The organism is Streptomyces sp. NBC_00457 (assembly GCF_036014015.1).
Lineage (GTDB): Bacteria > Actinomycetota > Actinomycetes > Streptomycetales > Streptomycetaceae > Streptomyces.
In genome coordinates, this window is record NZ_CP107905.1 from 5,179,742 (window position 1) to 5,202,963 (window position 23,222).

Genomic DNA, 23,222 nt, shown 5'->3' on the forward strand with positions numbered 1-23,222 from the left:
ATCAAGCTCCCTTCGCGGCCTGGAACAGCTCCGCCCGCGGATCCTCACCCGCGGTCGCCTCGCGGTACGCCTCTAGCGCGTCACGAGCCTTCCCCGTCAGGTCCTTCGGAACACTCACCTCCACGGTGACCAACAGGTCACCGCGAGTGCCGTCCTTGCGGACCGCGCCCTTGCCCCGCGCCCGCATGGTGCGGCCGTTGGGCGTGCCCGGCGGCAGCTTCAGGGTGACGGGAGGGCCGCCCAGCGTCGGGACCCGGACTTCTCCGCCCAGTGCCGCCTCGGTGAACGTCACCGGGACGGTGACGGTGAGGTTGTCGTCCTTGCGGCCGAAGACCGGGTGGGCGTCGACATGGACGACCACGTACAAGTCGCCTGCCGGGCCGCCCCGTTCACCGGGTGCGCCCTTGCCGCGCAGGCGGATGCGCTGGCCGTCCGACACCCCGGCCGGGATACGGACCTGCATGGTGCGCGACGACTTGGCGCGGCCGCTGCCCTTGCAGACCTCGCAGGGGTTCTCCGCGATCAGGCCGCGGCCCTTGCAGTCCGGGCAGGGGTCCGTGAGGGAGAAACCTCCGCCGGAGCCCCTTGCCACCTGGCCGGTGCCCACACAGGTCGGGCAGACGCGCGGGTTGCCGTTCGCGTCACCCGTGCCCGAGCAGGCCTTGCAGGGTGACTGCGAGGACATCCGCAGCGGGACCGTCGCGCCCTCGATCGCCTCGGTGAAGCTGAGGGTGACCTCGGACTCGATGTCCTGGCCGCGTCGCGGCTGGGTGCGCGTGGTGGCGCCGCCCCGGTTGAACAGGCCCCCGAAGACATCACCGATGCCGCCGCCGAAGCTTCCGGAACCCCCGCCCTGGGGGGCGCCTCCGAAGAGGTCGCCCAGGTCGAAGTTGAAGTTGCCGCCGCCCGCGCCCGGCCCCGGGCGGAATCCGCCGTTGCCGAAGAGGGTGCGTGCCTCGTCGTATTCCTTGCGCTTCTTGGGGTCGCCGAGGATGTCGTTCGCCTCGGAGATCTCCTTGAAGCGCTCCTCGGCCTTGGCGTTGCCCTTGTTGGCGTCCGGGTGGTACTCGCGGGCGAGCTTCCGGTACGCCTTCTTGATCTCGGCCTCGGTGGCGTCCTTGGGGACGCCGAGGACCTTGTAGTAGTCCTTCTCGATGAAGTCCTTGGTGCTCATCCTCGACGTCCCTCCTCTCTCGTCGTCAGTTCAACGTCAGCCCTCGTCCGGGCCACCGTTCTCCTTGTCGTCGCCGGCCTCGGCCTCTTCGGCCTTGACGGTCTGGGCGCCCGGCTGCGGCTCGGCGACCGCCACCCGCGCGGGGCGGATGGTGCGCTCGCCGATGCGATACCCCGGCTGGAGGATCGCGACGCAGGTCGTCTCGGTGACGTCCGGCGCGTAGGAGTGCATCAGCGCCTCGTGGATCGTCGGGTCGAAGGGCTCGCCCTCCTTGCCGAACTGCTGCAGTCCCATCTTCGCCGCGACGGTCTCCAGCGACTCCCCGACGGACTTGAATCCGCCGACGAACTCGCCGTGGTCGCGGGCGCGGCCGATGTCGTCGAGCACGGGCAGGAGCTCGGTCAGGAGGTTCGCGATGGCGATCTCCTTGACCGCGATCCGGTCGCGCTCGACCCGGCGGCGGTAGTTCGCGAACTCGGCCTGGAGCCGCTGGAGGTCGGCCGTGCGCTCACCGAGCGCCGTACGCGCCTGGTCCAGCTGGGCCAGCAGGCCCGCTTCTGCGTTCACGTCCCCGGCCGGGGCCGCCCCCTCTTCGGGAGCGGCCTGCGGCTCGGCGTCGTCGGGGGTCGCGCCGGAGGGGACGTCGGGCTTCTCGTCGAAGCCCGGGGTCTCCTCGGTCACGCCGCACCGTCCTTGCGCTCGTCGTCCACGATCTCGGCGTCCACGACGTCGTCGTCCGCCTTGGCGCCGCCGGCGGTGGCACCCTCCGGGCCGCCCTCGGCCTGCGCGGCCTGGGCGTCGGCGTACATGGCCTGGCCGAGCTTCTGCGAGACGGCCGCGACCTTCTCGGTGGCCGTGCGGATGACGGCGGTGTCCTCGCCCTTGAGGGCTTCCTTCAGCTCCTCGACGGAGGCCTCGACCTCGGTCTTGATCTCGCCGGGGACCTTGTCCTCGTTGTCCTTGAGGAACTTCTCCGTCTGGTAGACGAGCTGCTCGCCCTGGTTGCGGGACTCGGCGGCCTCGCGGCGGGCGTGGTCCTCCTCCGCGTACTTCTCGGCCTCCTGGCGCATCCGGTCGACCTCGTCCTTCGGCAGCGAGGAGCCGCCGGTGACGGTCATCTTCTGCTCCTTGCCGGTGCCGAGGTCCTTGGCCGTGACGTGCATGATGCCGTTGGCGTCGATGTCGAAGGCGACCTCGATCTGCGGGACACCGCGCGGGGCCGGCGGCAGGCCCGTGAGCTCGAACATCCCGAGCTTCTTGTTGTACGCCGCGATCTCGCGCTCGCCCTGGTAGACCTGGATCTGCACCGACGGCTGGTTGTCCTCGGCCGTGGTGAAGATCTCGGAGCGCTTCGTCGGGATCGTGGTGTTGCGCTCGATCAGCTTGGTCATGATGCCGCCCTTGGTCTCGATACCCAGGGACAGCGGGGTCACGTCGAGGAGCAGGACGTCCTTGACCTCACCCTTGAGGACACCGGCCTGCAGGGCGGCGCCGATGGCGACGACCTCGTCCGGGTTGACACCCTTGTTGGCGTCCTTGCCGCCGGTCAGCTCGCGCACCAGCTCGGCGACGGCGGGCATACGGGTGGAGCCGCCGACGAGGACGACGTGGTCGATCTCGTTGATGGAGACGCCGGCGTCCTTCATCACGTTGAAGAACGGGGTCTTGCAGCGCTCCAGCAGGTCGGCCGTCAGCTGCTGGAACTGCGCCCGGGTGAGCTTCTCGTCCAGGTGCAGCGGGCCCTCGGCGGAGGCGGTGATGTACGGCAGGTTGATCGAGGTCTCGGTGGAGGAGGACAGCTCGATCTTGGCCTTCTCGGCGGCCTCGCGGAGGCGCTGGAGGGCCATCTTGTCCTTGCCCAGGTCCACGCCGTGACCGGCCGAGAACTGCTTGACCAGGTAGTCGACGATGCGCTGGTCCCAGTCGTCACCACCGAGGTGGTTGTCACCGTTGGTGGCCTTCACCTCGACGACACCGTCGCCGATCTCCAGCAGGGACACGTCGAAGGTGCCGCCGCCGAGGTCGAAGACGAGGATCGTCTGGTCGTCCTTGTCGAGGCCGTACGCGAGAGCGGCGGCCGTCGGCTCGTTGACGATACGAAGGACGTTGAGACCGGCGATCTCACCGGCTTCCTTGGTCGCCTGACGCTCGGAGTCGTTGAAGTACGCGGGGACGGTGATGACCGCGTCGGTCACCTTCTCGCCCAGGTAGGACTCGGCGTCGCGCTTCAGCTTCTGCAGGATGAACGCGGAGATCTGCTGCGGGTTGAAGGGCTTGTTGTCGAGCTCGATCTTCCAGTCCGTGCCCATGTGCCGCTTCACCGAGCGGATGGTCCGGTCCACGTTGGTGACCGCCTGGCGCTTGGCGACCTCGCCGACGAGCACCTCGCCGTTCTTGGCGAAGGCGACGACGGACGGCGTGGTCCTGGCGCCCTCGGCGTTGGTGATGACGGTGGGCTCACCGCCCTCCAGAACGCTGACGACGGAGTTAGTCGTGCCCAGGTCGATGCCGACCGCACGTGCCATGGTTGATTCCTCCAGCTGACTTGAGTGGAACGGACTCAAGTGTGCACGACGGCTTCCCTGCGGTCAACAGACCTGAGTCTGTGAGGCTCAACTCTTATCCGTTCCTTACACGCAACTGGCCCGTGACCTGCGGAGAAGCGGACCGGCGAGGCCCGTACACCGGCACCCCGAGCAGCCCCACCACGACCACCACGGCACCGCCGGCCACCCACACCACCGCCGATTCCCCCACCCACCCGACATGCACCAGCACCCCGACGGCCACCGCCGCGAACGCGCAGAGGGCCAGGATGACCACCGCCCCCTGCGGGGTGAGCCCGAGCCGCCGCAGCCGGTGCGCGAGATGGTCGGGCCCGCGCCGCAGCAGGGGCCGCCCGGCGAAGCGGCGGGACAGCATCACGAGTACGACATCGGCGCCCGCGACCGCGGCGAGGGCGAACAGCACGCCCGCGTCGGACAACGGATCGCCGCCGGCCCGTGTGAACACGGCCGTCGAGGCGAGCAGGAACCCGGTGAACAGCGACCCGCACGAACCGAGTGCCACGCGCGCGGGCGGCCAGTTGTGCATGAGGAACCCGGTCAGCGCGGCGGCCAGCACGCTCAGCAACACCGCAAGACCGTCCATGACTTCGGCGGCGGCGATGGCCCCGGCCCCGAAGGCGGTCACCACCCCGACGGTCCCCGCCAGCGCGTCCGCGTGATCGAGTGCCCGGAACCCGACGGCCACGAAGACGATCCAGCCGACGGCGAGCACGCCGACGAAGAGCCCGGTCTCGGCGTACGGCACCACGCAGGCCGCCGCGATGGCCGTACCGCCGACAAGGAACCGCAGCTTCACCCGCCGGAAGTCGGCGATCAGCCCCAGCCCGGCGACGACGGCGGCGGCCACGACCAGCCCGCCGACCCCGTCCCCCAGGGGCGCGTACCGCGTCCAGTTCCCCGCGCCGGCCACGACACAGGTCGCGACCACGACGGCCACCCCGCCGACCACGGGGACGGGCCGCTGCCACCGCCGGTCGATCAGCCCGATCCGCTGGGCGGGCAGCCGGAACAGGGCCGCGAGGACGGCGGCGAGGAGAAAGGCGGCTGAGGCGGCGACGATCCCGTAGATCACCCTCTTAAATTAGTCATGAATTGCCCTAATTATCATGAATAACACGGTCGACTCCTGAGGCAACCCTCAGCGACACAGATCACCGCACGCCCGGCTACAGTGCGGCGGAAGATAGGGGTAGTCTCGGAACTGATTAAGTTACCGCTTAGTAATCTCTTGAGACCTCTCGACGAAGCCCCTCTCGCAGGCCCGAGGAGCCCCGAAATGCAACTCGCCGCGATCATCGTGTCGCTGGTTCTGATCGTGGTCGGCGTGGCCCTGTTCACCCGCGCCACCCTGCAGATCCTCAACTTCATGCGGCTCGGCCAGAGCGTGCCCGCGGGCACCCGCACCGACGAGCCGGTGCAGCGCCTCGTCACCGTGGTCAAGGAGTTCCTCGGCCATACCCGGATGAACCGCTGGGGCGTCATCGGCGTCGCGCACTGGTTCGTGGCCATCGGCTTCTACACGCTGCTGCTGACGATCGTGAACGCCGTCGGGCAGCTCTTCCAGGCCGACTGGGTGCTGCCGATCATCGGGAACTGGGCGCCGTACAACGTCTTCGTCGAGTTCATCGGCACCATGACGGTCCTCGGCATCCTGGCGCTGATCGTCATCCGGCAGCTCAGCAAGGCGAACAAGCCGGGCCGCAAGTCCCGCTTCGCGGGCTCCAACACCGGCCAGGCGTACTTCGTCGAGACGGTCATCCTGATCGTCGGCGTCTGCATCTTCATGCTGCACGCGCTGGAGGGCGCCCAGCACCACGTCGAGAGCTACGAGGCGTCGTTCTTCATCTCGTACCCGGTGGTGTCGTGGCTGGAGGGCATGGACCTCTCCACGCTCCAGAACCTCACGTACTTCTTCGCCGGCCTGAAGGTCTCGACCTCGTTCATCTGGATGATCGTGGTCGCCCTGAAGACCGACATGGGCGTGGCCTGGCACCGCTTCCTGGCCTTCCCGAACATCTACTTCAAGCGCGACGCCAAGGGCGGCACCGCGCTGGGCGAGCTGCTGCCGATGACGTCGGGCGGCAAGCCGATCGACTTCACCGACCCCGGCGAGGACGACGTCTTCGGTGTCTCGCAGGTCGAGCAGTTCTCCTGGAAGGGCCTGCTGGACTTCTCCACCTGCACCGAGTGCGGCCGCTGCCAGTCGCAGTGCCCGGCCTGGAACACGGGCAAGCCGCTCTCCCCCAAGCTGCTGATCATGTCGCTGCGGGACCACGCCCACGCCAAGGCGCCCTACCTGCTGGCCGGTGGCGGCAAGACGATGGAGGGCGAGGAGAAGGCGTCCGAGGAGCAGCTGAAGGACGTCCCGGCCGCCGCTCTCGCGGAGGCCGAGCGCCCCCTCATCGGCACCGTCGAGGAGAACGGCGTCATCGACCCGGACGTCCTGTGGTCCTGCACCACCTGCGGCGCCTGTGTCGAGCAGTGCCCCGTCGACATCGAGCACATCGACCACATCGTCGACATGCGCCGCTACCAGGTGATGATCGAGTCCGCGTTCCCGTCCGAGGCGGGCACGATGCTCAAGAACCTGGAGAAGAAGGGCAACCCCTGGGGCCTGGCGAAGAAGCAGCGCCTGGAGTGGCTCAAGGAGGTCGACTTCGAGGTCCCGGTCGTCGGCAAGGACATCGAGGACCTGTCCGAGGTCGAGTACCTGTACTGGGTCGGCTGCGCGGGCGCGCTGGAAGACCGCGCCAAGAAGACGACGAAGGCCTTCGCCGAACTCCTCCACATCGCGGGCGTCAAGTTCGCGATCATGGGCGGCGACGAGAAGTGCACCGGTGACTCCGCCCGCCGCCTGGGCAACGAGCCGTTGTTCCAGGAGCTCGGCATGGAGAACGTGGCCGCGCTGAACATGGCGTTCGGGGAAGACGACGAGGACGAGAGCACCAAGAAGCCCAAGTCGGCCAAGAAGATCGTCGCGACCTGCCCGCACTGCCTCAACACGATCGGCAACGAGTACCCGCAGATCGGCGGGGACTACGAGGTCATCCACCACACCCAGCTGCTCCAGCACCTCGTCGACGCGGGCAAGCTGGTCCCGGTGACCCCGGTCGAGGGCATCATCACCTACCACGACCCCTGCTACCTGGGCCGCCACAACAAGATCTACACGCCCCCGCGCGAGATCATCGCCAGCGTCCCCGGCATCCGCAACGAGGAAATGCACCGCCACAAGGAGCGCGGCTTCTGCTGCGGCGCCGGCGGTGCGCGGATGTGGATGGAGGAGCGGATCGGCAAGCGCATCAACAACGAGCGCGTCGATGAGGCTCTTTCCGTCAACCCGGACATCGTGTCCACGGCCTGCCCGTTCTGCCTCGTCATGCTGACCGACTCGGTCAACGGCAAGAAGAACGACGGCAAGGCGAAGGAGTCCATCCAGGTCGTCGACGTCGCCCAGCTCCTGCTGGACTCCGTGAAGACGCCGGTGGACCCGGAGGACTCGGCCGATGCGGAGAGCACGTCGGAGCCGGAGCCGGTGAAGTAACAGCGGCCGTACGACAGAAACGACGCCCCCTGCCCCGTGATGGGCAGGGGGCGTCGTCGTCGCGGAAACCAGGTGAGCGGGGGCGGCGGTCCTGCGTACCTTGCTCCCCATGGGTGGGGAAGAGACCGGGAGCGGACGGCTCGTGGACGCGGTGCGGGCCAAGGACGCCGACGCCGTACGGGAGTCGCTGGCAGCGGGCGCGGACCCGGACACCGTGGGCCCGGACGGGCTGCCCGTCCTGTGCGCCGCGGTGGCCGCGTACGACGCCCCCGTCGCCGAGGCGCTCGTCGAGGCCGGAGCGGACCCCGACCGGGCGCTCCCGGACGGGACGACGCCGCTGGAGCGGGCCGTCGTAGGCGGCTCACCGGCCGTCTTCTCGGCTGTCCTCGGCACCGAGCCGCGGCTGCGCCTCCCCGAAGAGGCCCGGGAACGGCTGCTGGCCCTGGCCCGGCGCTGGTACGAGACCGGTGCGGCCGAGGAGCTGCGCGGGCTGACCGGCGCCCGCGGACCCGCCGAGACCGCCCGGGTCCTGGACGACGACCACGACTGGGTCTGGGAGGTCACCCTCGGCGGACGCACCGTACGAGCCGGGCACGGGTCCGTCCTGTCCGCGCTGGAGTGGGCCTTCCGGATCCTGGCGCCGGTCGACGAACTGATCGCCCGTGCGGTGAAGGAACAGGACGCCGCGCATGTGGACTGGTGGGCGGTCCGCTCCGTCCTCGCCCAGCGGCGCAGCCTCGAGACCTGGACGGCGGTGGTGGCTCACCGCCATCACCCCTCCCCGCTGAACCGCCGGTTCGTCCTGGACTACCTGCGCGACAGATCCTTCCTCCGGTACCACACCAACTCCGCCGCCTACTACGACAAGAAGGAGGGCGCGTTCCTGGCCGACTGGGCCGCGGCGGAGACGGACGGCGAGATGCTGGCGCGGGTGCTGGACACGTACGCCCAGTACAGCCACCCCGACCAGCGGGCCATAGGCCTCCGCCACGCCGGCCACCCCGACCCGCGGGTGCGCCGGGAGGTGCCCTGGTGCCTGATCGATGAGGACGTCGCGCTCACCGCGGAGGCCAGGGAGGCGTTGCGCGCCCTGACCCTCGACCCGGACGCCCAGGTGCGCCTGAGCGCCTGCGAGGCATGCCGGTACGACGAGGAGCTGGCCGCGCTGCTCGACGACAGAGTGGGCGAACACACCGCCGACTCCTGAGGCTCATCCTTCACACTGGGGGAAGCAACCGATCCGAAAGGGCCGCGGGATGATCATCTTTGGCACCAAGGGCTACGTCTACCAACTCGCGATACTCACCCTCCTGTGCGGCCACTGCGGCAACCCCGCTGCGCACACGCTGCGCAAGCGCGTCACCAAGTTCACGCTGTTCTTCGTACCGCTGTTCCCGTTCTCGACGAAGTACGCGACGCAGTGCACGTTCTGCGGTGCGGAGCAGAAGATCACCACCGAGCAGGCGGAACAGCTTCAGGCGCAGGCGGTGAGCGGCGGTCAGGCTTACGGGCAGCCGCAGCAGCAGCAGCCGTATCAGTCGTGACGTACTGATCCTGAACACGTCACGCCTCTTAACTCCCGGCCCGAACACGCGCATCATTACTGAGTCGTTGTCAAAGAGGTCGGCGAGGTGAGCGGTGCGCGTGCGAAGACGCACGATGTGTGTGGCGGCCGTGACGGTCGCCTGGCTTCTTCCTCTCGCCGCCTGCGGGCCGACCCAGCACACCGGCACCGCCAAGCCCACCCCCGTGAAGGTCGCGAAGGGTGATGTCCCCGCCCAACTGCCCGTCCCCCGCGGCAAGGGCAGCGACGTCCCCGACGACTTCAACGGCGACGGCCACGGCGATCTCGTCCTCGACGACCTGGTGAAGAAGCAGAGCCATGCGGACGACGCGGGCATCGGCGTCGTCTACGGCTCGGCGCGCGGACTCGTCCCCGGCGCCCGGCAGTTGCTGAGCCCGGCGCGCAACGCGGCCCGCGTCGGGGGTCAACTCCCCGCCCTCTTCGACGCGGAGACCGCCTGCGACCTCGACGGGGACGGCTTCACCGACCTGGTGATCTCCACCGACCCGCCCTACGACGGCCAGGGCCGCCCCCCGGTCCCCCTCCAGCTCCTCTTCGGCTCCCCCGAGGGCCTCACCGGCAAGGCCGTCACCCTCGCTGTCCCCGACCGGGCTCGCGCCGGCAACGACTGGCCGGACCAGCCCGTGTGCGGCGACTTCGACGGCGACGGGGCCGAGGACCTTGTCGTCCACGCCTCCGACCGCCAACTCAGCTTTCTGCCGGGCCCGTTCACCCGCAAAGGCGCCCCGAGCGCCGCCACCACCCCGATCCCCGCGCCCGGCAACCTCCCCATCGGCCCCGCCGCCGACGTCGACCGCGACGGTCACGACGACCTGATCGTCCGTACGGCGGAATCCGCCGCCACCTCGACACTCGTCCTCGGCGGCCCGACCGGCCCCACCGGCACCGGACCCGCCCTCCCGGACGGCATCGACGTGGCCCTCGGCGACTTCGGCAAGGGCGACCGGCTCGATGCCGCGGTCGGCGCGATGGGCGCGACCGCCCTCCGCTACGACCTCCCCACCCCCACCCGCGCCACCCTCCCCACCCCCGGCTCCATGCTCACCGCCGCCGACTTCGACGGCGACGGCAAGGACGACCTCGTGTCCAGCGGCTCGCGGCTACGGCTGTTCCGCGGTGGTACGGCCGGACTGTCCACGGCACCGACCGTGACCGTCGAGCCCGCCGCCCGCGGCACCACCCGCGTCCTGGCCGCCGCGGACTTCGACGGGGACGGACGCGCGGACCTGGCCGTACGGACGTATCAGGGCGAGACGAAGGACACCGTCGCCGTCTATCCGGGCACGAAGAGCGATCTGGTCGCGGCCGAACCCGTGGTGACCTTCTCCACGTCGGAGTTCCTCGGCCGCTGAACGCCACAGCGGGCTCAGGACTTTCACCGAACTCACGTACAACCCTTGCATCCCGGCAGGAGTCTCCTGATCGCCGAACCCTCCGCGCCGGACGTGACGCGCGCAGGGGTCCGCGCCCCATTGACTGCGGATGCCCCGTGGCATCCCCCGCCTGCCGCTGGAGAAACCCGTCTTGCGCAAGCGCACCCTTCTGCTGGCCGCCACCCTCACCACCGGCCTGCTCACCGCCCTGCCCGGTACCGCCTCGGCCGCGCCGTCCGGGCTCGCCAGTGACTTCAACGGCGACGGATACCGCGACGTCGCCATCGGCGCGATGAGCGCCACCGTCGGCTCCGTGCCGTACGCCGGTGCCGTGGTCGTCATGTACGGCTCGTCCTCCGGCGTCTCCGCCGCCAAGAAGACCGTGATCACGCAGAACTCCACCGGCGTGCCCGGCACCGCCGAGACCGACGACCGCTTCGGCAGCAGCCTCGCCGCCGGTGACCTGAACGCCGACGGCTACGCGGACCTGGTCGTCGGCTCCCAGTACGAGAGCATCGGCGACCGCGACGGCGTCGGCACCGCCACCGTCATCTGGGGCGGCAGGTCCGGCCTGACCGGCGGCTCGGCGCTGCCGCAGCCGTCGTACCTCTCCGAGTGGGGCGGCCACTCCTCCGGCGTCGCGACCGGCGACTTCGACGGCGACGGCAAGACGGACGTCACGATCACCGGCCAGAGCTACACCGGCCTGTACAAGGGCCCCTTCGCCCGCACCGGTAAGCCGGTGAGCGAGACCGGCGTCTACGAGGTCGGCTCGACGTACGACGTCATCGCGGGCAACCTCAACGGCGGCAAGGCGGCCGAGCGCGTGTACCCGTACGCCACGGACGCCGACCAGGGCGGCGTCATCGGCTACCTCCGCCACGACCCCGCGGGCGGCGAGACCCACCCCGAGTCGGACTACGCCGAGACCATGCTGCCCAAGGCCGACGGCTCCCTGGGCACGGTCGGCGACATCAACGGCGACGGCTACGGCGATCTCGTCCTCGCCGACTACGCAGACCCCCGCAGCGGCAAGCCCGGCGGCCACAAGGGCGGCCAGATCACCGTCTGGTACGGCAGCGCGACCGGCCCCGACCCGGCGCAGAAGCCGACCGTCATCCACCAGGACACGGCCGGCGTGCCCGGTGCGGGCGAGAGCGACGACGTGTTCGGCGCGGCGGTGAGCGTCGGCGACATCAACGGCGACAAGTACGCCGACGTCGCGGTCGGTGCGCCCGGCGAGGACAACGGCACGGCCAGGGACTCCGGTTCGGTGACGGTCCTGCTCGGCTCGGCCACCGGGCTGAAGGGCTCGGGCGCCAAGTCGTACACGCAGAACACGCCGAGCGTCCCCGGCAGCAACGAGACCAACGACGCCTTCGGCCAGTCCGTCCGGTTGATCGACCTCGACAAGAACGGCAAGGCCGACCTGGTCGCCGGCATCGGCTACGAGAACGGCCACGGCGCGATCACCGTGCTGCGCGGCAGCGCCTCCGGCCTGATCACCACCGGCGCCAAGTCCTTCACCGCCCCCGCCGTCTCCCTCAAGGGCAACGCCGACTTCGGCTGGGTGATCGCCCAGTGACGACCCGTCGACTCCCGCACGGACCAAGGAGCTCCATGCGCTTCCGCGCCGCCGCCGCACTCCTCGCCGCCACCCTCACCCCGCTCGCGCTCTGCGCCCCCGCGGCGCACGCCGCCACGCCCGCCGCCCCGTACGACTTCAACGGCGACGGCCGGCGCGACCTCGCGATCGGTGCGCCCGGCGCCACCGTCGCCGGCAAGGCGCGGGCGGGAGCGGTGTCCGTCGTGTACGGCAGCTCCAGCGGCCTCAAGCCGTCCTCGTACAAGGTGATCACCCAGAACACGACGGCCATCCCCGGCACCGCCGGCACCGACGACGCCTTCGGCTCCTCCGTCGCCTCCGCCGACCTGAACCGTGACGGCTACGCCGACCTCGTCGTCGGTGCCCCCGGCGAGGACGAGCCGGACACCAACAACGGCACCATCGTCATCGTCTGGGGCTCCAGGTCCGGTCTGTCCGGCGGCCGTACGCTCGTCAACCACAACGAGCGCGAAAACGACCGCTATGGCAAGGCGGTGGCCGCGGGCGACTTCACCGGCGACGGCCTGCCCGAGATCGCGACCGGCTCGACCGGCCGGTTCGAGCTCAACTTCGTCTCCGGCCCCTTCACCAAGACCGGCGCCTTCGGCGGCGGCAACGGCGGATCCTTCGCGTACGGCTCCCACCCGCTCGACGCCTCGTACGGCATCGAACACCTCTCGACCGGCGACGTCATGGGCCGAGGGTTCGCCCAACTCGTCGTGCACGGCCGCCTCGACGGTACCGACGACGCGGTCACCACCCTGGTGGACGGCAGCATCGGCAACTTCACCGACTGGCAGGTGGACCTGCCCGCCGGCTATGTCTCCGCGGTCGGCGACATCGACCGCGACGGCTATGCGGACATCGCCGTCGGCAACCACCGCGAGACCTCCGGCGACCCCGCGGGCGCCAAGGGCGGCAAGGTCACGGTCGTCTACGGAGGCCCCGACGGCCGAGACACCAATCGCGCCCCGCTCGTCCTGACCCAGGCCACCGCGGGCGTCCCCGGCACCGCCGAGACGGCCGACGCGTTCGGCTCCGGCGTCAGTCTCGGCGACATCAACGGTGACGGGTACGCGGACCTGGCGATCGGCGCGTCCGGCGAATCCACCGGCGCCGCCGCGACCACCGGCTCGGTGACCGTCCTGTACGGCTCGGCCTCCGGTCTGACCACCAGCCGCGCCACGTCGTACACGCAGAACACGGCGGGCGTGCCCGGCGCCGATGAGAAGAACGACCGCTTCGGCGGCCGCACGACCCTGCTGGACCACTCCGGCGACCGCCGCGCCGAGCTCTCCGTGTCCGCGCCGGGCGAGAACTCGGGCGACGGCGCGGTGTGGTCGCTGCGCGGGACCACCGCCGGACCGACGACGTCCGGCGCCGTGAGCTTCGGCCCCACTGCCACGGGCGTCTCGACTTCGGGCACCCCGGGCTACGGGTCGACGCTGGGTCGCTGACGCCACCTCCACGGGCGACGCCGAGCCGCTGACCCCCGCCGTCGCCCCACCCCACCTGACCGCAGGAGCTCCCCATGATCAGGCACCACCGAAGACTCGCCCTCGCGACGGTCACCGCCGCCGCGCTGACGGGCGGGCTGCTCACTTTCTCCGCCTCCACGGCGAGCGCCGCCGCCTCGCCCCGCGCCTACAAGGCGGACTTCAACCGCGACGGCTACGGCGACGTCGCGTTCGCCGCCCCCTATGCGAAGGTCGCCGGCAAGGGCATGGCCGGCTATGTCGCCGTCGTCTACGGCAGCGCCTCCGGCCTCAACACCGCCAAGCGCACCGTCGTCAGCCAGAACACCGCCGGCGTCCCCGGCACCGCCGAGGCCGAGGACACCTTCGGCCAGGCGCTCGCCGTGGCCGACCTCAACGGCGACGGTTACACCGACCTCGCGGTGGGCGCCCCCGGCGAGGACAACGGCGCCGGTTCGGTCACCGTGCTGTGGGGCTCGGCGAGCGGCGTGAAGAACGGCACGACCGTGAAGGACCCGACTCCCACCAGGGCCGACGGCTGGGGCACCGTACTGGCCGCCGGTGACTTCAACGGCGACAAGAAGGCCGACCTGGCCTCCGGCACCAGCGCCTCGTACGCATACATCGTCAAGGGCGGCTTCACCAAGTCCGGCACCACCGGCGGCACGCAGAAGGTCACCACGCCTGAGAAGGCGGAGTTCGGCATCGACGCGATCGCCGCGGGCGACACCAACGGCGACAAGAAGGCCGACCTGGTGCTCACCTACCGCACCGCGCTCGACTCCCACGAGTCGGGCAGCTGGTCCAAGGGCGCCGCCTTCCTCGGCGCCTCCACCGGCGTCGTCGTCACCCAGCCGCGCCCGCTGAACGGCGGCACCTCGCTGGCCCTCGGCGACATCGACGGCGACGGCTACGACGAGATCGCCATCGGCAACGTCTTCGAGCAGGAGACCGACCACACCGGCACCCTCGGCGGCCAGGTCGTCGTCATCCGCGGCAGCGCGGGCGGCCCGATCAACGGCGACGCCCCCATGGCCCGACTCACCCAGTCCTCCACGGGAGTTCCCGGCACCGACAAGGCAGGCGACGCCTTCGGCGGCGACCTCTCCATCGGCGACGTCAACGGCGACGGCTTCGGCGAGCTCGCCATCGGCGTCACCTTCAAGGACATCGGCGCGGCCGAGGACACGGGCCTGGTCGTCCTGATGAACGGCTCGGCCTCCGGCGTCTCCCGCACCGGCGCCCGTACGTTCTCCCAGAACACCCCCGGCGTCCCCGGCACCGCGGAGTCCATGGACTACTTCAGCTCGGACGTCCTGCTGACCGACGTCACCAAGGACGGCCGCGCCGACCTGACGATCACGGCGGGCTTCGAGGACGAGGGCGTCGGCGCGGTGACCGCGCTGCGGGGCTCGGCGAGCGGCATCACCACCACCGGCGCGAAGTCCTTCGGCCCGGGCACGTTCGGGCTCTCGCGCACGTACGGGGCGTTCGGCGCCGCTCTCACCGGCTGAGACCGGACGACACCGGCTGGCACGGCTGGGCAAGGGGCACGTCGGAGCGCGTCCCTAGGGCGACACCCTGACCGACCACCGAGAACAGCACCATCTGTCCCTTAGGGGATGTCACAGCTCGGCCGCAAAGCCGGGCCCGAAACCCCGGGCCCGGCACGGGACTCCCAGGAACCAGGTACGTTCGAAGACGTGGCTGGATTCAGGATCGGACGCGGCCGAAGCAACGGCGCTCCTCACGCGCGACCGCAACAACCTCCGTACGGACAGGCCCCGCAGGGTCCGCCGTACGGCAATCCCACGGCGCCGCAGCAGCCGTACGCCCCGCAACAGCAGTGGCCGCAGGGCAACGGCGGCCAGGGCGGTGGCTACGGCGGCCAGGGCCATGGCGGCCGGGGCGGCGCGGGGGGCTACGACGAGCCGGAGTACTTCGGCGACGGCGGCGGGTACGCACCCCACCCCGGCCCGGACCCGTACGCGGCCAACAACCCCGGTCACACCCAGGCGTTCTCGGTCGGCGAGGAGCCGTACAACCAGGGCGGGACGTACCACGCGGGCTCGACCGCGCCGGCCGCCCCCATCGGCCCGCGGCTGCACTGGAAGGCGCTGCTGAGGGGCATAGTCGTCGCCCCCAACCAGACCTTCCTCCAGATGCGCGACTACACGATGTGGGGCCCCGCCCTCATCGTGAGCTTCCTCTACGGCCTGCTGGCGGTCTTCGGCTTCGACGGCGCCCGCGAGGAAGCGATCAACGCGACCCTCTCGAACGCGGTCCCGATCGTCCTGACCACCGCGGTGGCGATGGTCCTGTCCGCCTTCGTCCTGGGCGTGGTCACCCACACCCTGGCCCGCCAGCTCGGCGGCGACGGCGCCTGGCAGCCCACGGTCGGCCTCTCCATGCTGATCATGTCCATCACCGACGCCCCCCGCCTCGTCGTCGCCATGTTCCTCGGCGGCGACGCCCCCTTCGTCCAGCTCCTCGGCTGGGCCACCTGGGTGGCGGCCGGCGCCCTCCTCACCGTCATGGTCCGGCGCTCGCACGACCTCCCGTGGCCCAAGGCCCTCGGCGCGTCCGCGATCCAGCTGATCGCGATCCTGTCGATCGTGAAGCTGGGTACGTTCTAGGTCTTGAGCGGTACGGAGAAGGGCTCCCGGCGGTGCACGCCGGGAGCCCTTCTCGTGGTCGACACATGCGCGTCAGTGATGGGGTCCGTGCCGGCCGAGGGTCTGCACCGGGGTCGCGCCGGGGCGGGTCCACTGCGGTACGGGGCGGCTGGTCGGACCCCAGGTGGCGTTGCCGTCCGCGTCCGTGCGCCAGGACCAGCACGGGACGTCCCCCTTCGGCCAGCCCTCGGGCTTGTCCTCCCATGCCTCGCCACGGCCGTAGGGCGTCATGTCGAGCAGACCGAGGGACCCGTTGACCCGCTCGGTGCCACGGCCCGTCGTGGAGTAGGTGAGGAACGTGCGGTCGCCGTCGCGCAGGTAGGAGGTCATGTACCCCATGGGGCCGCCGACCGGCTCGTCCACGTCGCGCACCGAGTACCAGGGCTGGGTGTAGCCCATGAACTCGACGAAGGCGGCCACCTCGTCCCACCGGCCCGTGGTCACGATGGCGAACGAGACGCCGCGGGCGTTGAGGTAGACCGCGTCCTTCAGATGCCAGGCCGTGGTGGTGCAGCCCTCGCACTGCCCCTGGGGCGGCGCCCCGTCGTACCACATGTGCTTGTAGACCACGAGCTCGTCGCGCCCCTGGAACAGCTCCAGGAACGGAACCGCCCCGTCGGGTCCCACCACCTCCACCGTCCCGTCGAACTCCACCATCGGCAGCCGCCGACGGGCCGCGGCGATCGCGTCCCCCTCGCGCGTATGGGCCTTCTCGCGTACCAACAGCTCGTCACGGGCCGCCTGCCAGGTGGCCAGGTCGACGACGGGCGGGCGGCCGGGCAGCGCGGTGGCCGGTTCGTCCCCAGTGCTCGTCATGGTGTCCTCCGTGAAGTCTCGTACGACGGTCACCAGAACAGACTCGCACCCCGGCCGGAACTCATCGCGCCCGGCGACTTCCCCGGTTACTGCACGTCCACGAAGTCACCGGCCGCGCTGACCGCCGGAGTCGTCGCCGTACCCGCGAAGCTGTAGCGGAAGTAGCCGTCGGTGGAGGCGGTGACGGTCGTCTTGAGGTTGCCCGTCGAGTTGGACTTGATCGTCTTCACCGTGGTGTAGGTGCTGCTGCCCTTCTTGCGGAACTGCAGCTTCACCGGCTGGTTCGTGTAGCCGTGGTACAGGTTGTCGTCCCAGTTGGCCCGGGAGAGCTTGCCGGTGACCGTGATCGTCTTGCCCTTCCTCACCGGCTCCGGCGAGGCGTTGACCGTCAGCTTCGAGTTGCGCTGCACCTTGAACGTGGTGGCCGCGTCCCGGTGGATGTAGTTGGCGTCGTTCGCGGAGACCAGCGTGCCGAGGTCCCAGGTGGCCGCCGCGGCGTTGTTGACGAAGCCGGTCGCCGCCTGCGGGTCGAACGTCAGCGTGCCCGTGCAGGTCGACGTGGTGGCGCTGACCTCGACGCAGGTGATGTCGCCGTCGTCGTACCAGATCTGCGCGAAGTTCGGACGCGGACCGGCACCGTGGATGTACGACGTCTGCTTGATGCCCGAGTCGTCCGACGCGGTCACCGAGACCTTGGCGGACACGACGTTGGTGGTGCCGACCACGACCGGCTTGCCGCCGTTGACGACGACCTTGTCGATCGTGATGTTGCCCGAGCCGCCGTCCGCCGCCTGGGCAGCGGTGGCACCGGTCGCACCGGCGACCAGCGCGACGCTGGTGCCGAGCAGGGCAAGGCGCGTGAGTGCGCGCATGAATATCCCCCCACGGGATTTCGTGCTTGATCAGATGGATCGAATCGATCAGATCGGAGCGTACGGCGTTGGCCAACGCTTCACCACATTTTTACCGTACGTACGTCCGGTCCGCGCAGCTCAGAGCGCTTCCCTGTTCGCTTTGACCGCTTCCCCCGACCGGTGCACGGGCGGCAGCACGCTCCACGGGAAGTTGATCCACTCGTCGGTGCGCTTCCACACGTACTCGCACTTCACGAGGGAGTGGGACTTCTCATAGATCACGGCGGACCGCACCTCGGCGACATGGTCGACGCAGAAGTCGCGGACGAGCTTGAGGGTCTTGCCGGTGTCGGCGACGTCGTCGGCGATCAGGACCTTCTTGTCGGTGAAGTCGATCGCGTTGGGAACGGGAGCGAGCATGACGGGCATGTCGAGGGTGGTGCCCACGCCCGTATAGAACTCGACGTTCACCAGGTGGAGGTTCTTGCAGTCGAGGGCGTAGGCGAGGCCGCCGGCCACGAAGACGCCGCCGCGGGCGATGCTGAGGACGAGGTCGGGCTCGTACCCGTCGTCGGCGATGGCCTGCGCGAGTTCGCGTACGGCAGTGCCGAAGGCCTCGTAGGTCAGGTTCTCCCGTATGCCGCTCATGCCGCCGCCATCCCCCGCCATCACACCTGTGTCCGGTGGAAGTTGAGGTAGGACCGGGAGGCGGTGGGCCCGCGCTGCCCCTGATACCTCGACCCGTACCGCTCGCTGCCGTACGGGAACTCGGCGGGCGAACTGAGCCGGAACAGGCACAGCTGGCCGATCTTCATGCCGGGCCAGAGCTTGATGGGGAGCGTGGCGAGGTTGGACAGCTCCAGGGTGACGTGCCCGCTGAACCCCGGGTCGATGAACCCGGCGGTGGAGTGGGTGACGAGCCCGAGCCGCCCGAGGGACGACTTGCCCTCGAGCCGGGAGGCCAGATCATCGGGCAGGGTGATGACCTCGTACGTGGAGGCGAGCACGAACTCCCCGGGATGCAGGATGAACGGCTCGTCACCCTCCGGCTCCACCAGCCGCGTCAGATCGGCCTGCTCGACGGAGGGGTCGATGTGGGGGTACCGGTGATTCTCGAACACCCGGAAGTACCGGTCCAGCCGCACATCGACGCTGGACGGCTGCACCATGGTCTGGTCATAGGGATCGATCCGTACACGTCCGGCGTCGATCTCGGCCCGGATGTCCTTGTCTGAGAGAAGCACGTCCCGAGGATACGCAAGGCGCGCGGAGCCACCACAATCGGCGAACTCCGCGCGCGCTGGCGTACTGCTTACTGCTTTATCGCTTACTGCTTACCGCTTACCGCGAGTTACCGCTTTTCAAGAGTCACCGGCACGACGCTGCGGAGCCGGGCGCACCGCGGACATCGGACGAGCCGTCCGGGTCCGAGGCGGTCGGCCTGCTGCATCGGGAACGATCCGGTGCTGAACACGTGCCCATCGGCACAACGGACGACGGTGCGCTCCATCAAGTCCTAGAGTCCCTTCCCCAGAGCCGCGTCCGGCTGCTGCCCGCCGGACGACGAAAGGCCACATTACGGGATGAAAGGGACGGCCATCCAGGGGGCACTCCGACCCCACCCAGACCCCGTGCCACCCCTCCACCGTACGTCCCAACTCCCGCCCCCCGCAGCCCCATCGCCCCCTCAAAACACCCTCGGGCCCCACGGCTTCAGCACCGGGGGCCCGACATGAGGTAAAGTGACCACGCGTTCCGACACCGGTCCCGACCGGCGTCTTACGCGGGTGTAGTTTAATGGTAGAACATCAGCTTCCCAAGCTGAGAGCGCGAGTTCGATTCTCGTCACCCGCTCCAGAATGAAACCCCAGGTCGATGGCCTGGGGTTTGTTTGTTGTCTAGTCCAATTTGAGGGTGGCGTGCCCTCTGCGTGCCCTAAGTCGAGGTCAAGCGGCTCCCCAGGGGCGCTCCCTCGCCCGAACAGCAGCCGTCACACGACAGGAACCTCACTCCTCACCAACTACAGCTCCCATGTCGGAACTCGCACGAATCGCCCGGTTATATGAAGGTTGGCCTCGATGTGGGCAGCCGTGGCCCGCAGTTCCGGCAAGATGGTTGTGACGCACTCCGCGGCGGGGCGGCGACCGCTGTGCATGGTGACGTTGATCGCCGCCATGAGGCCGCCGTCGCGGTCGCGTACCGGTACGGCGATCGAGCGAAGCCCTTCTTCCAGTTCCTCATCGACCAGGGCATAACCGTCCTCGCGCACTCGGTCGAGAATCACCTCGAGGTCGGTGGGCCGGGTGACGGTGCGAGCGGTCAGCGCCCCCATCCGCACGCGCGCCAGCCGGGCAGTGCGCTCCTCGGCCGGCAGCCCCGCCAACAGCACCCGGCCCGTGGAGGTCGCATAGGCGGGCACGCGCGCGCCCACGGCGATATCAGCGTCCATGATGCGTCCCGCGGCGACCGAGGCCGCGCACTGGACATCGTCACCGGCGAGCACTGCCAGGGACGTCGAGTCCGCCACCTTGCGGGTGAGGGCGGCGAGATGGGGGTGCGCGATCCGGGTGAGTGTCGTCTTGGACAGTGGCGGGAAACCGAGGGCGAGGACGCGTGGAGTGAGCCGGAAGACCCGCCCCTGCAGCGTGACGTAACCGAGGTACCCAAGGGTTATCAGGGCGCGGCGAGCCGTGGCGCGGGACAGGCCCGTGGCTTCGGCGACCTCGGTGAGGGTCAGCTCCGCACGGCCCTCACCGAACGCGGTGACCACGGTCAGGCCGCGGGCCAGGGATTCGATGAACTCCCCGCCCAGTTCCTGTTTGGACGCGCTCGTCCAGGTGGCGAGCCCGTCGGGAGTGCTTTTGCTCGGCGGCTCCGGAGGCGGAGCGTCGGCCAACTTCCGCTCCATGACGGTCACGGCAGTACGGAGCTTGGGGAGAAGGGCGTCGCGCAGCGAGTCCGCGCTGTGCCGACTGGTATGGCTCACGACGCTCGCCACACAGGCGATCCGGCCGTCGGGGGCGCGAACCGGAACGGATGCGGCGACGAGCCCCGGCTCGATCAACTGGTCGTCCATCGCCCAGCCATGGGCGCGCGCCCGTTCCACCCGTTCTTCGAAGTCTGTCGTGGCGGTACGGTGCGATCGAGGGGGGACCGCCGGGAAGCCGAGGTCCTCGGGGTCGGCGTCCTGCCGCTTGTGCCACCGCGCCCAGTCCTCCGTGCTCCACTCGGTTGCCAGCAGCGGGCCTGGCGCGGTGCGTTCGGCGGGCAGCAGGTCGCCGATGCGGAAGCTCAGCGACAAGGCGCGGCGGCGAATTGCTTGGTGGATGAAGCGGATGCCGTCACCGTCCGCCACCGCGAGGGACACCGACTCGTCGAGTTCCTCGGCGAGGGCATCGGCGTGCGCACTTAGCAGCGCGGGAAGACGCAGGGCGGCCAGGTACGCGTTCCCCAGCTCCATCAGGCGGGGGGCAAGGACGGCGTTGCTGCCGTCCATCCGCAGGTACCCCATGTGAGCGAGTGTTCCGGTGACCCGGTCGATGGTGGCGCGGGCCAGGCCGGTGGCCCGTCCCAGATCGCTGAGGCCGGCCGTCCCTCCGGCGTCGGTGAGCTCGCGCAGCACGGCGATCCCCCGGATGAGAGGGGCCACGGCTTCCTCGGGTGGCGCGGGAGCCGCCATGGGGTCGGTAGGCGTCAGGGCGTGGGGCGATGTCATGGGCTCTCCGCGGCGACTGTCTCAGCACTGCAGTGAATGATGCCTGGTGGGGGCAGAGAGCCGACAGGTCCGGGTGACCGTGACGAGCCCACGGCAACGCCCGTCGCGCAGGGCGGTGTGTTCCGGCCAGTCGCCAAGGCCGGTGCTGCTCCGTGCTGCCGTCGCGGGGGCACGGCATCCGGACCGGCTAGCCGGGGACCTTCAGCTCGGCCTCGATGTCGGCGGCGGTGGCCAGGAGCGGCGGCAGCAGATCGTGGCGTATCGAGTCCGGCGTTCGCCGGCTGACGTGGGTGGAGAGGTTGATGCCTGCCACCACCCGTCGTGCTTCGTTCCGGATGGGTACGCCGATCGATATCAGGCCCTGTTCCAGTTCCTGGTCCACCAGACACCAGCCCTGTGCCCGCACGTGTTCCAGTTCGGCCGCGAGTGCCTCCCTCGAGGTGATGGTGCGGGGGGTGAGCGGCTTGAAGGAGGCGGTGTCCAGGTAGTGCCGCAGCCGGGGCTCGTCGAAGTCGGCGAGCAGGACCCGGCCGAGGGAGGTGGCATGGGCGGGGAAGCGGGTCCCGATGCTGATGGAGACCGACATGATCCGCCGGGTGGATACCCGGCTGACGTACACCACGTCCTCGTCGTCGAGCACCGCCACCGACGAGGACTCATGGACCTCGGCGACCAGTTGCTCCAGGTGGGGCTGGGCGATCTGCGCCAGGGACATGCTGGACAGGTAGGCGTAGCCCAGTTCCAGGACCCGGGGCGTGAGGCGGAAGTGGCGGCCGTCGGTGGCCATGTACCCCAGGTCGGCGAAGGTGAGCAGGAAGCGCCGTGCGGTGGCACGGCTCATGCCGGTGATCGTGGCGACCTCCGAGAGGGTCATCTCGGGTGTGCCGGCGGTGAACGCACGGATGACGGCCAGCCCTCGTTCGAGGGACTGCACGAAGTACCGCCCGGGTTCGTTGTCGTCCATGTGCTACGGCCCCTGTGTCGGACGGTGTGTCAGGACTCGGACTTGTGCAGGGCGAGCTCGTCGCTGCGGTCGGCCACCGGCGTATCCGTGTCGCTGTTGTGGTGCTTGGCGCGCTGGATCTGCTCGTAGACGTGGGCGCGCAGTTCGGCGAAGCGGGTGCTGGAGCGGGTGTGCAACTGGTCGCGCTCGTCGGGGAGATCGATCGTCAGATCCTCCATCACCACGGTCGGTGAGGTGGACAGGATGATGGTGCGCTGGCCGAGATAGACGGCTTCGTCGATGTCGTGGGTGACGAACAGGACGGTGACGCCCAGTTCGCGCCACAACCGCCGGATGAGGTCCTCCAGTTCGGCGCGCGTCTGCGCGTCGACGGCGGCGAACGGCTCGTCCATGAGCAGCACCTTCGGCTCGAAGGCGACGGCGCGGGCGATGGCGACGCGCTGCTGCATGCCGCCGGACAACTGCCAGGGGTACGCCTCGTGGGCGTCGGCCAGGCCGACCACCTCCAGGGCGTGGTCCACCAGCTCCCGCTCGCGGGCCTTGCCGAGCTTCTTGCGGCGCAGGGGCAGGGCGACGTTGTCGCGTACGTTCATCCAGGCGAACAGGGAGCGGCCGTATTCCTGGAAGACGACCGCCATGCCGGGCGGGGGCCCGTCCACCGGGCGGCCGTCCAGGCGCACTTCGCCGCCGGTCGGGTCGAGCAGTCCCGCCATGCACTTCAGCAGGGTGGTCTTGCCGCAGCCCGACGGCCCGACCAGACACACGAGTTCGCCGGCGCCGATGTGAAACGTCAGGTTCCGCAGTGCTTCGACGCTGCGGTTGCGTCCGGTGTAGATCTTCTGCAGGTTGCGTACGTCGAGCATCGACGTCTCCT

19 protein-coding genes and 1 tRNA gene are annotated in these 23,222 nt (G+C 69.8%); 9 read left to right on the forward strand and 11 right to left on the reverse strand.

All coding sequences use genetic code 11. The annotated features are described in order from the left end of the window. Position 1: 1 nt before the first annotated feature. From dnaJ to OG828_RS23535, 4 genes are all read right to left on the reverse strand, one after another. Positions 2–1,174, reverse strand: a complete 1,173-nt coding sequence (dnaJ, locus tag OG828_RS23520) for a molecular chaperone DnaJ (RefSeq protein ID WP_210579846.1) — start codon at positions 1,172–1,174, stop codon at positions 2–4. A gap of 36 nt (positions 1,175–1,210) precedes the next feature. Next, complete coding sequence (gene grpE / locus OG828_RS23525; protein WP_328360141.1) at positions 1,211–1,855, reverse strand: nucleotide exchange factor GrpE; 645 nt, start codon at positions 1,853–1,855, stop codon at positions 1,211–1,213. Beyond that, complete coding sequence (gene dnaK, locus OG828_RS23530; protein WP_210579842.1) at positions 1,852–3,699, reverse strand: molecular chaperone DnaK; 1,848 nt, start codon at positions 3,697–3,699, stop codon at positions 1,852–1,854. Before dnaK ends, grpE begins: the two co-directional genes overlap by 4 nt. A 94-nt stretch (positions 3,700–3,793) precedes the next feature. Continuing rightward, entirely contained in the window at positions 3,794–4,813 is a 1,020-nt protein-coding gene (locus tag OG828_RS23535) for an MraY family glycosyltransferase (RefSeq protein ID WP_328502234.1), read from the reverse strand. A gap of 204 nt (positions 4,814–5,017) precedes the next feature. Here OG828_RS23535 and OG828_RS23540 point away from each other — a divergent pair, with 204 nt between their 5' ends. The 8 genes from OG828_RS23540 (at position 5,018) to OG828_RS23575 (ending at position 15,960) form a co-directional block, all read left to right on the forward strand. Continuing rightward, complete coding sequence (locus OG828_RS23540; RefSeq protein ID WP_328502235.1) at positions 5,018–7,285, forward strand: (Fe-S)-binding protein; 2,268 nt, start codon at positions 5,018–5,020, stop codon at positions 7,283–7,285. Positions 7,286–7,394: 109 nt separating this feature from the next. Next, positions 7,395–8,492, forward strand: coding sequence for an ankyrin repeat domain-containing protein (locus tag OG828_RS23545; RefSeq protein ID WP_328502236.1), 1,098 nt, complete (start codon positions 7,395–7,397; stop codon positions 8,490–8,492). Positions 8,493–8,541: 49 nt separating this feature from the next. Then, positions 8,542–8,829 (forward strand): zinc-ribbon domain-containing protein, encoded by a 288-nt coding sequence (locus tag OG828_RS23550; protein WP_328360156.1) that lies wholly within the window; start codon positions 8,542–8,544, stop codon positions 8,827–8,829. Between the two features lie 94 nt (positions 8,830–8,923). After that, positions 8,924–10,222, forward strand: a complete 1,299-nt coding sequence (locus tag OG828_RS23555; protein WP_328502237.1) for an FG-GAP repeat domain-containing protein — start codon at positions 8,924–8,926, stop codon at positions 10,220–10,222. Positions 10,223–10,394: 172 nt separating this feature from the next. Beyond that, complete coding sequence (locus OG828_RS23560) at positions 10,395–11,828, forward strand: FG-GAP and VCBS repeat-containing protein (protein ID WP_328502238.1); 1,434 nt, start codon at positions 10,395–10,397, stop codon at positions 11,826–11,828. A 35-nt stretch (positions 11,829–11,863) separates the two neighbouring features. Beyond that, positions 11,864–13,306, forward strand: coding sequence for a hypothetical protein (locus OG828_RS23565; RefSeq protein WP_328502239.1), 1,443 nt, complete (start codon positions 11,864–11,866; stop codon positions 13,304–13,306). Positions 13,307–13,380: 74 nt separating this feature from the next. Beyond that, the gene (locus tag OG828_RS23570; protein ID WP_328502240.1) at positions 13,381–14,838 is read left to right on the forward strand and encodes an FG-GAP-like repeat-containing protein; all 1,458 of its coding nucleotides are present in this window, start codon (positions 13,381–13,383) and stop codon (positions 14,836–14,838) included. 108 nt (positions 14,839–14,946) lie between these two features. Beyond that, positions 14,947–15,960, forward strand: a complete 1,014-nt coding sequence (locus OG828_RS23575; protein WP_328502241.1) for a Yip1 family protein — start codon at positions 14,947–14,949, stop codon at positions 15,958–15,960. A 72-nt stretch (positions 15,961–16,032) separates the two neighbouring features. Here the strand turns inward: OG828_RS23575 and OG828_RS23580 are convergent, their stop codons facing one another. From OG828_RS23580 to dcd, 4 genes are all read right to left on the reverse strand, one after another. Beyond that, the gene (locus OG828_RS23580) at positions 16,033–16,815 is read right to left on the reverse strand and encodes a DUF899 family protein (protein ID WP_328502242.1); all 783 of its coding nucleotides are present in this window, start codon (positions 16,813–16,815) and stop codon (positions 16,033–16,035) included. An 86-nt stretch (positions 16,816–16,901) separates the two neighbouring features. Beyond that, positions 16,902–17,687: a calcium-binding protein gene (locus OG828_RS23585; RefSeq protein WP_328360176.1), complete on the reverse strand. Its 786-nt coding sequence runs from the start codon at positions 17,685–17,687 to the stop codon at positions 16,902–16,904. A 120-nt stretch (positions 17,688–17,807) separates the two neighbouring features. Next, entirely contained in the window at positions 17,808–18,317 is a 510-nt protein-coding gene (locus OG828_RS23590) for a phosphoribosyltransferase (RefSeq protein ID WP_328360179.1), read from the reverse strand. Positions 18,318–18,337: 20 nt separating this feature from the next. Further along, positions 18,338–18,913, reverse strand: coding sequence for a dCTP deaminase (gene dcd / locus OG828_RS23595; protein ID WP_328360182.1), 576 nt, complete (start codon positions 18,911–18,913; stop codon positions 18,338–18,340). 539 nt (positions 18,914–19,452) lie between these two features. Between dcd and OG828_RS23600 the strand changes: the two genes are divergently transcribed. Next, positions 19,453–19,526, forward strand: a tRNA-Gly gene (locus OG828_RS23600). A gap of 163 nt (positions 19,527–19,689) precedes the next feature. Here OG828_RS23600 and OG828_RS23605 read toward each other — a convergent pair. The 3 genes from OG828_RS23605 to OG828_RS23615 all read right to left on the reverse strand — a co-directional run bounded on the left by OG828_RS23605 (position 19,690) and on the right by OG828_RS23615 (position 23,211). Further along, on the reverse strand, positions 19,690–21,384 hold the full coding sequence (locus OG828_RS23605) for an IclR family transcriptional regulator domain-containing protein (protein ID WP_328502243.1): 1,695 nt from the start codon (positions 21,382–21,384) through the stop codon (positions 19,690–19,692). A 187-nt stretch (positions 21,385–21,571) separates the two neighbouring features. Next, positions 21,572–22,348 (reverse strand): IclR family transcriptional regulator, encoded by a 777-nt coding sequence (locus tag OG828_RS23610; RefSeq protein ID WP_328441206.1) that lies wholly within the window; start codon positions 22,346–22,348, stop codon positions 21,572–21,574. Between the two features lie 29 nt (positions 22,349–22,377). Beyond that, the gene (locus OG828_RS23615; RefSeq protein WP_328441207.1) at positions 22,378–23,211 is read right to left on the reverse strand and encodes an ABC transporter ATP-binding protein; all 834 of its coding nucleotides are present in this window, start codon (positions 23,209–23,211) and stop codon (positions 22,378–22,380) included. Positions 23,212–23,222 lie beyond the last annotated feature (11 nt).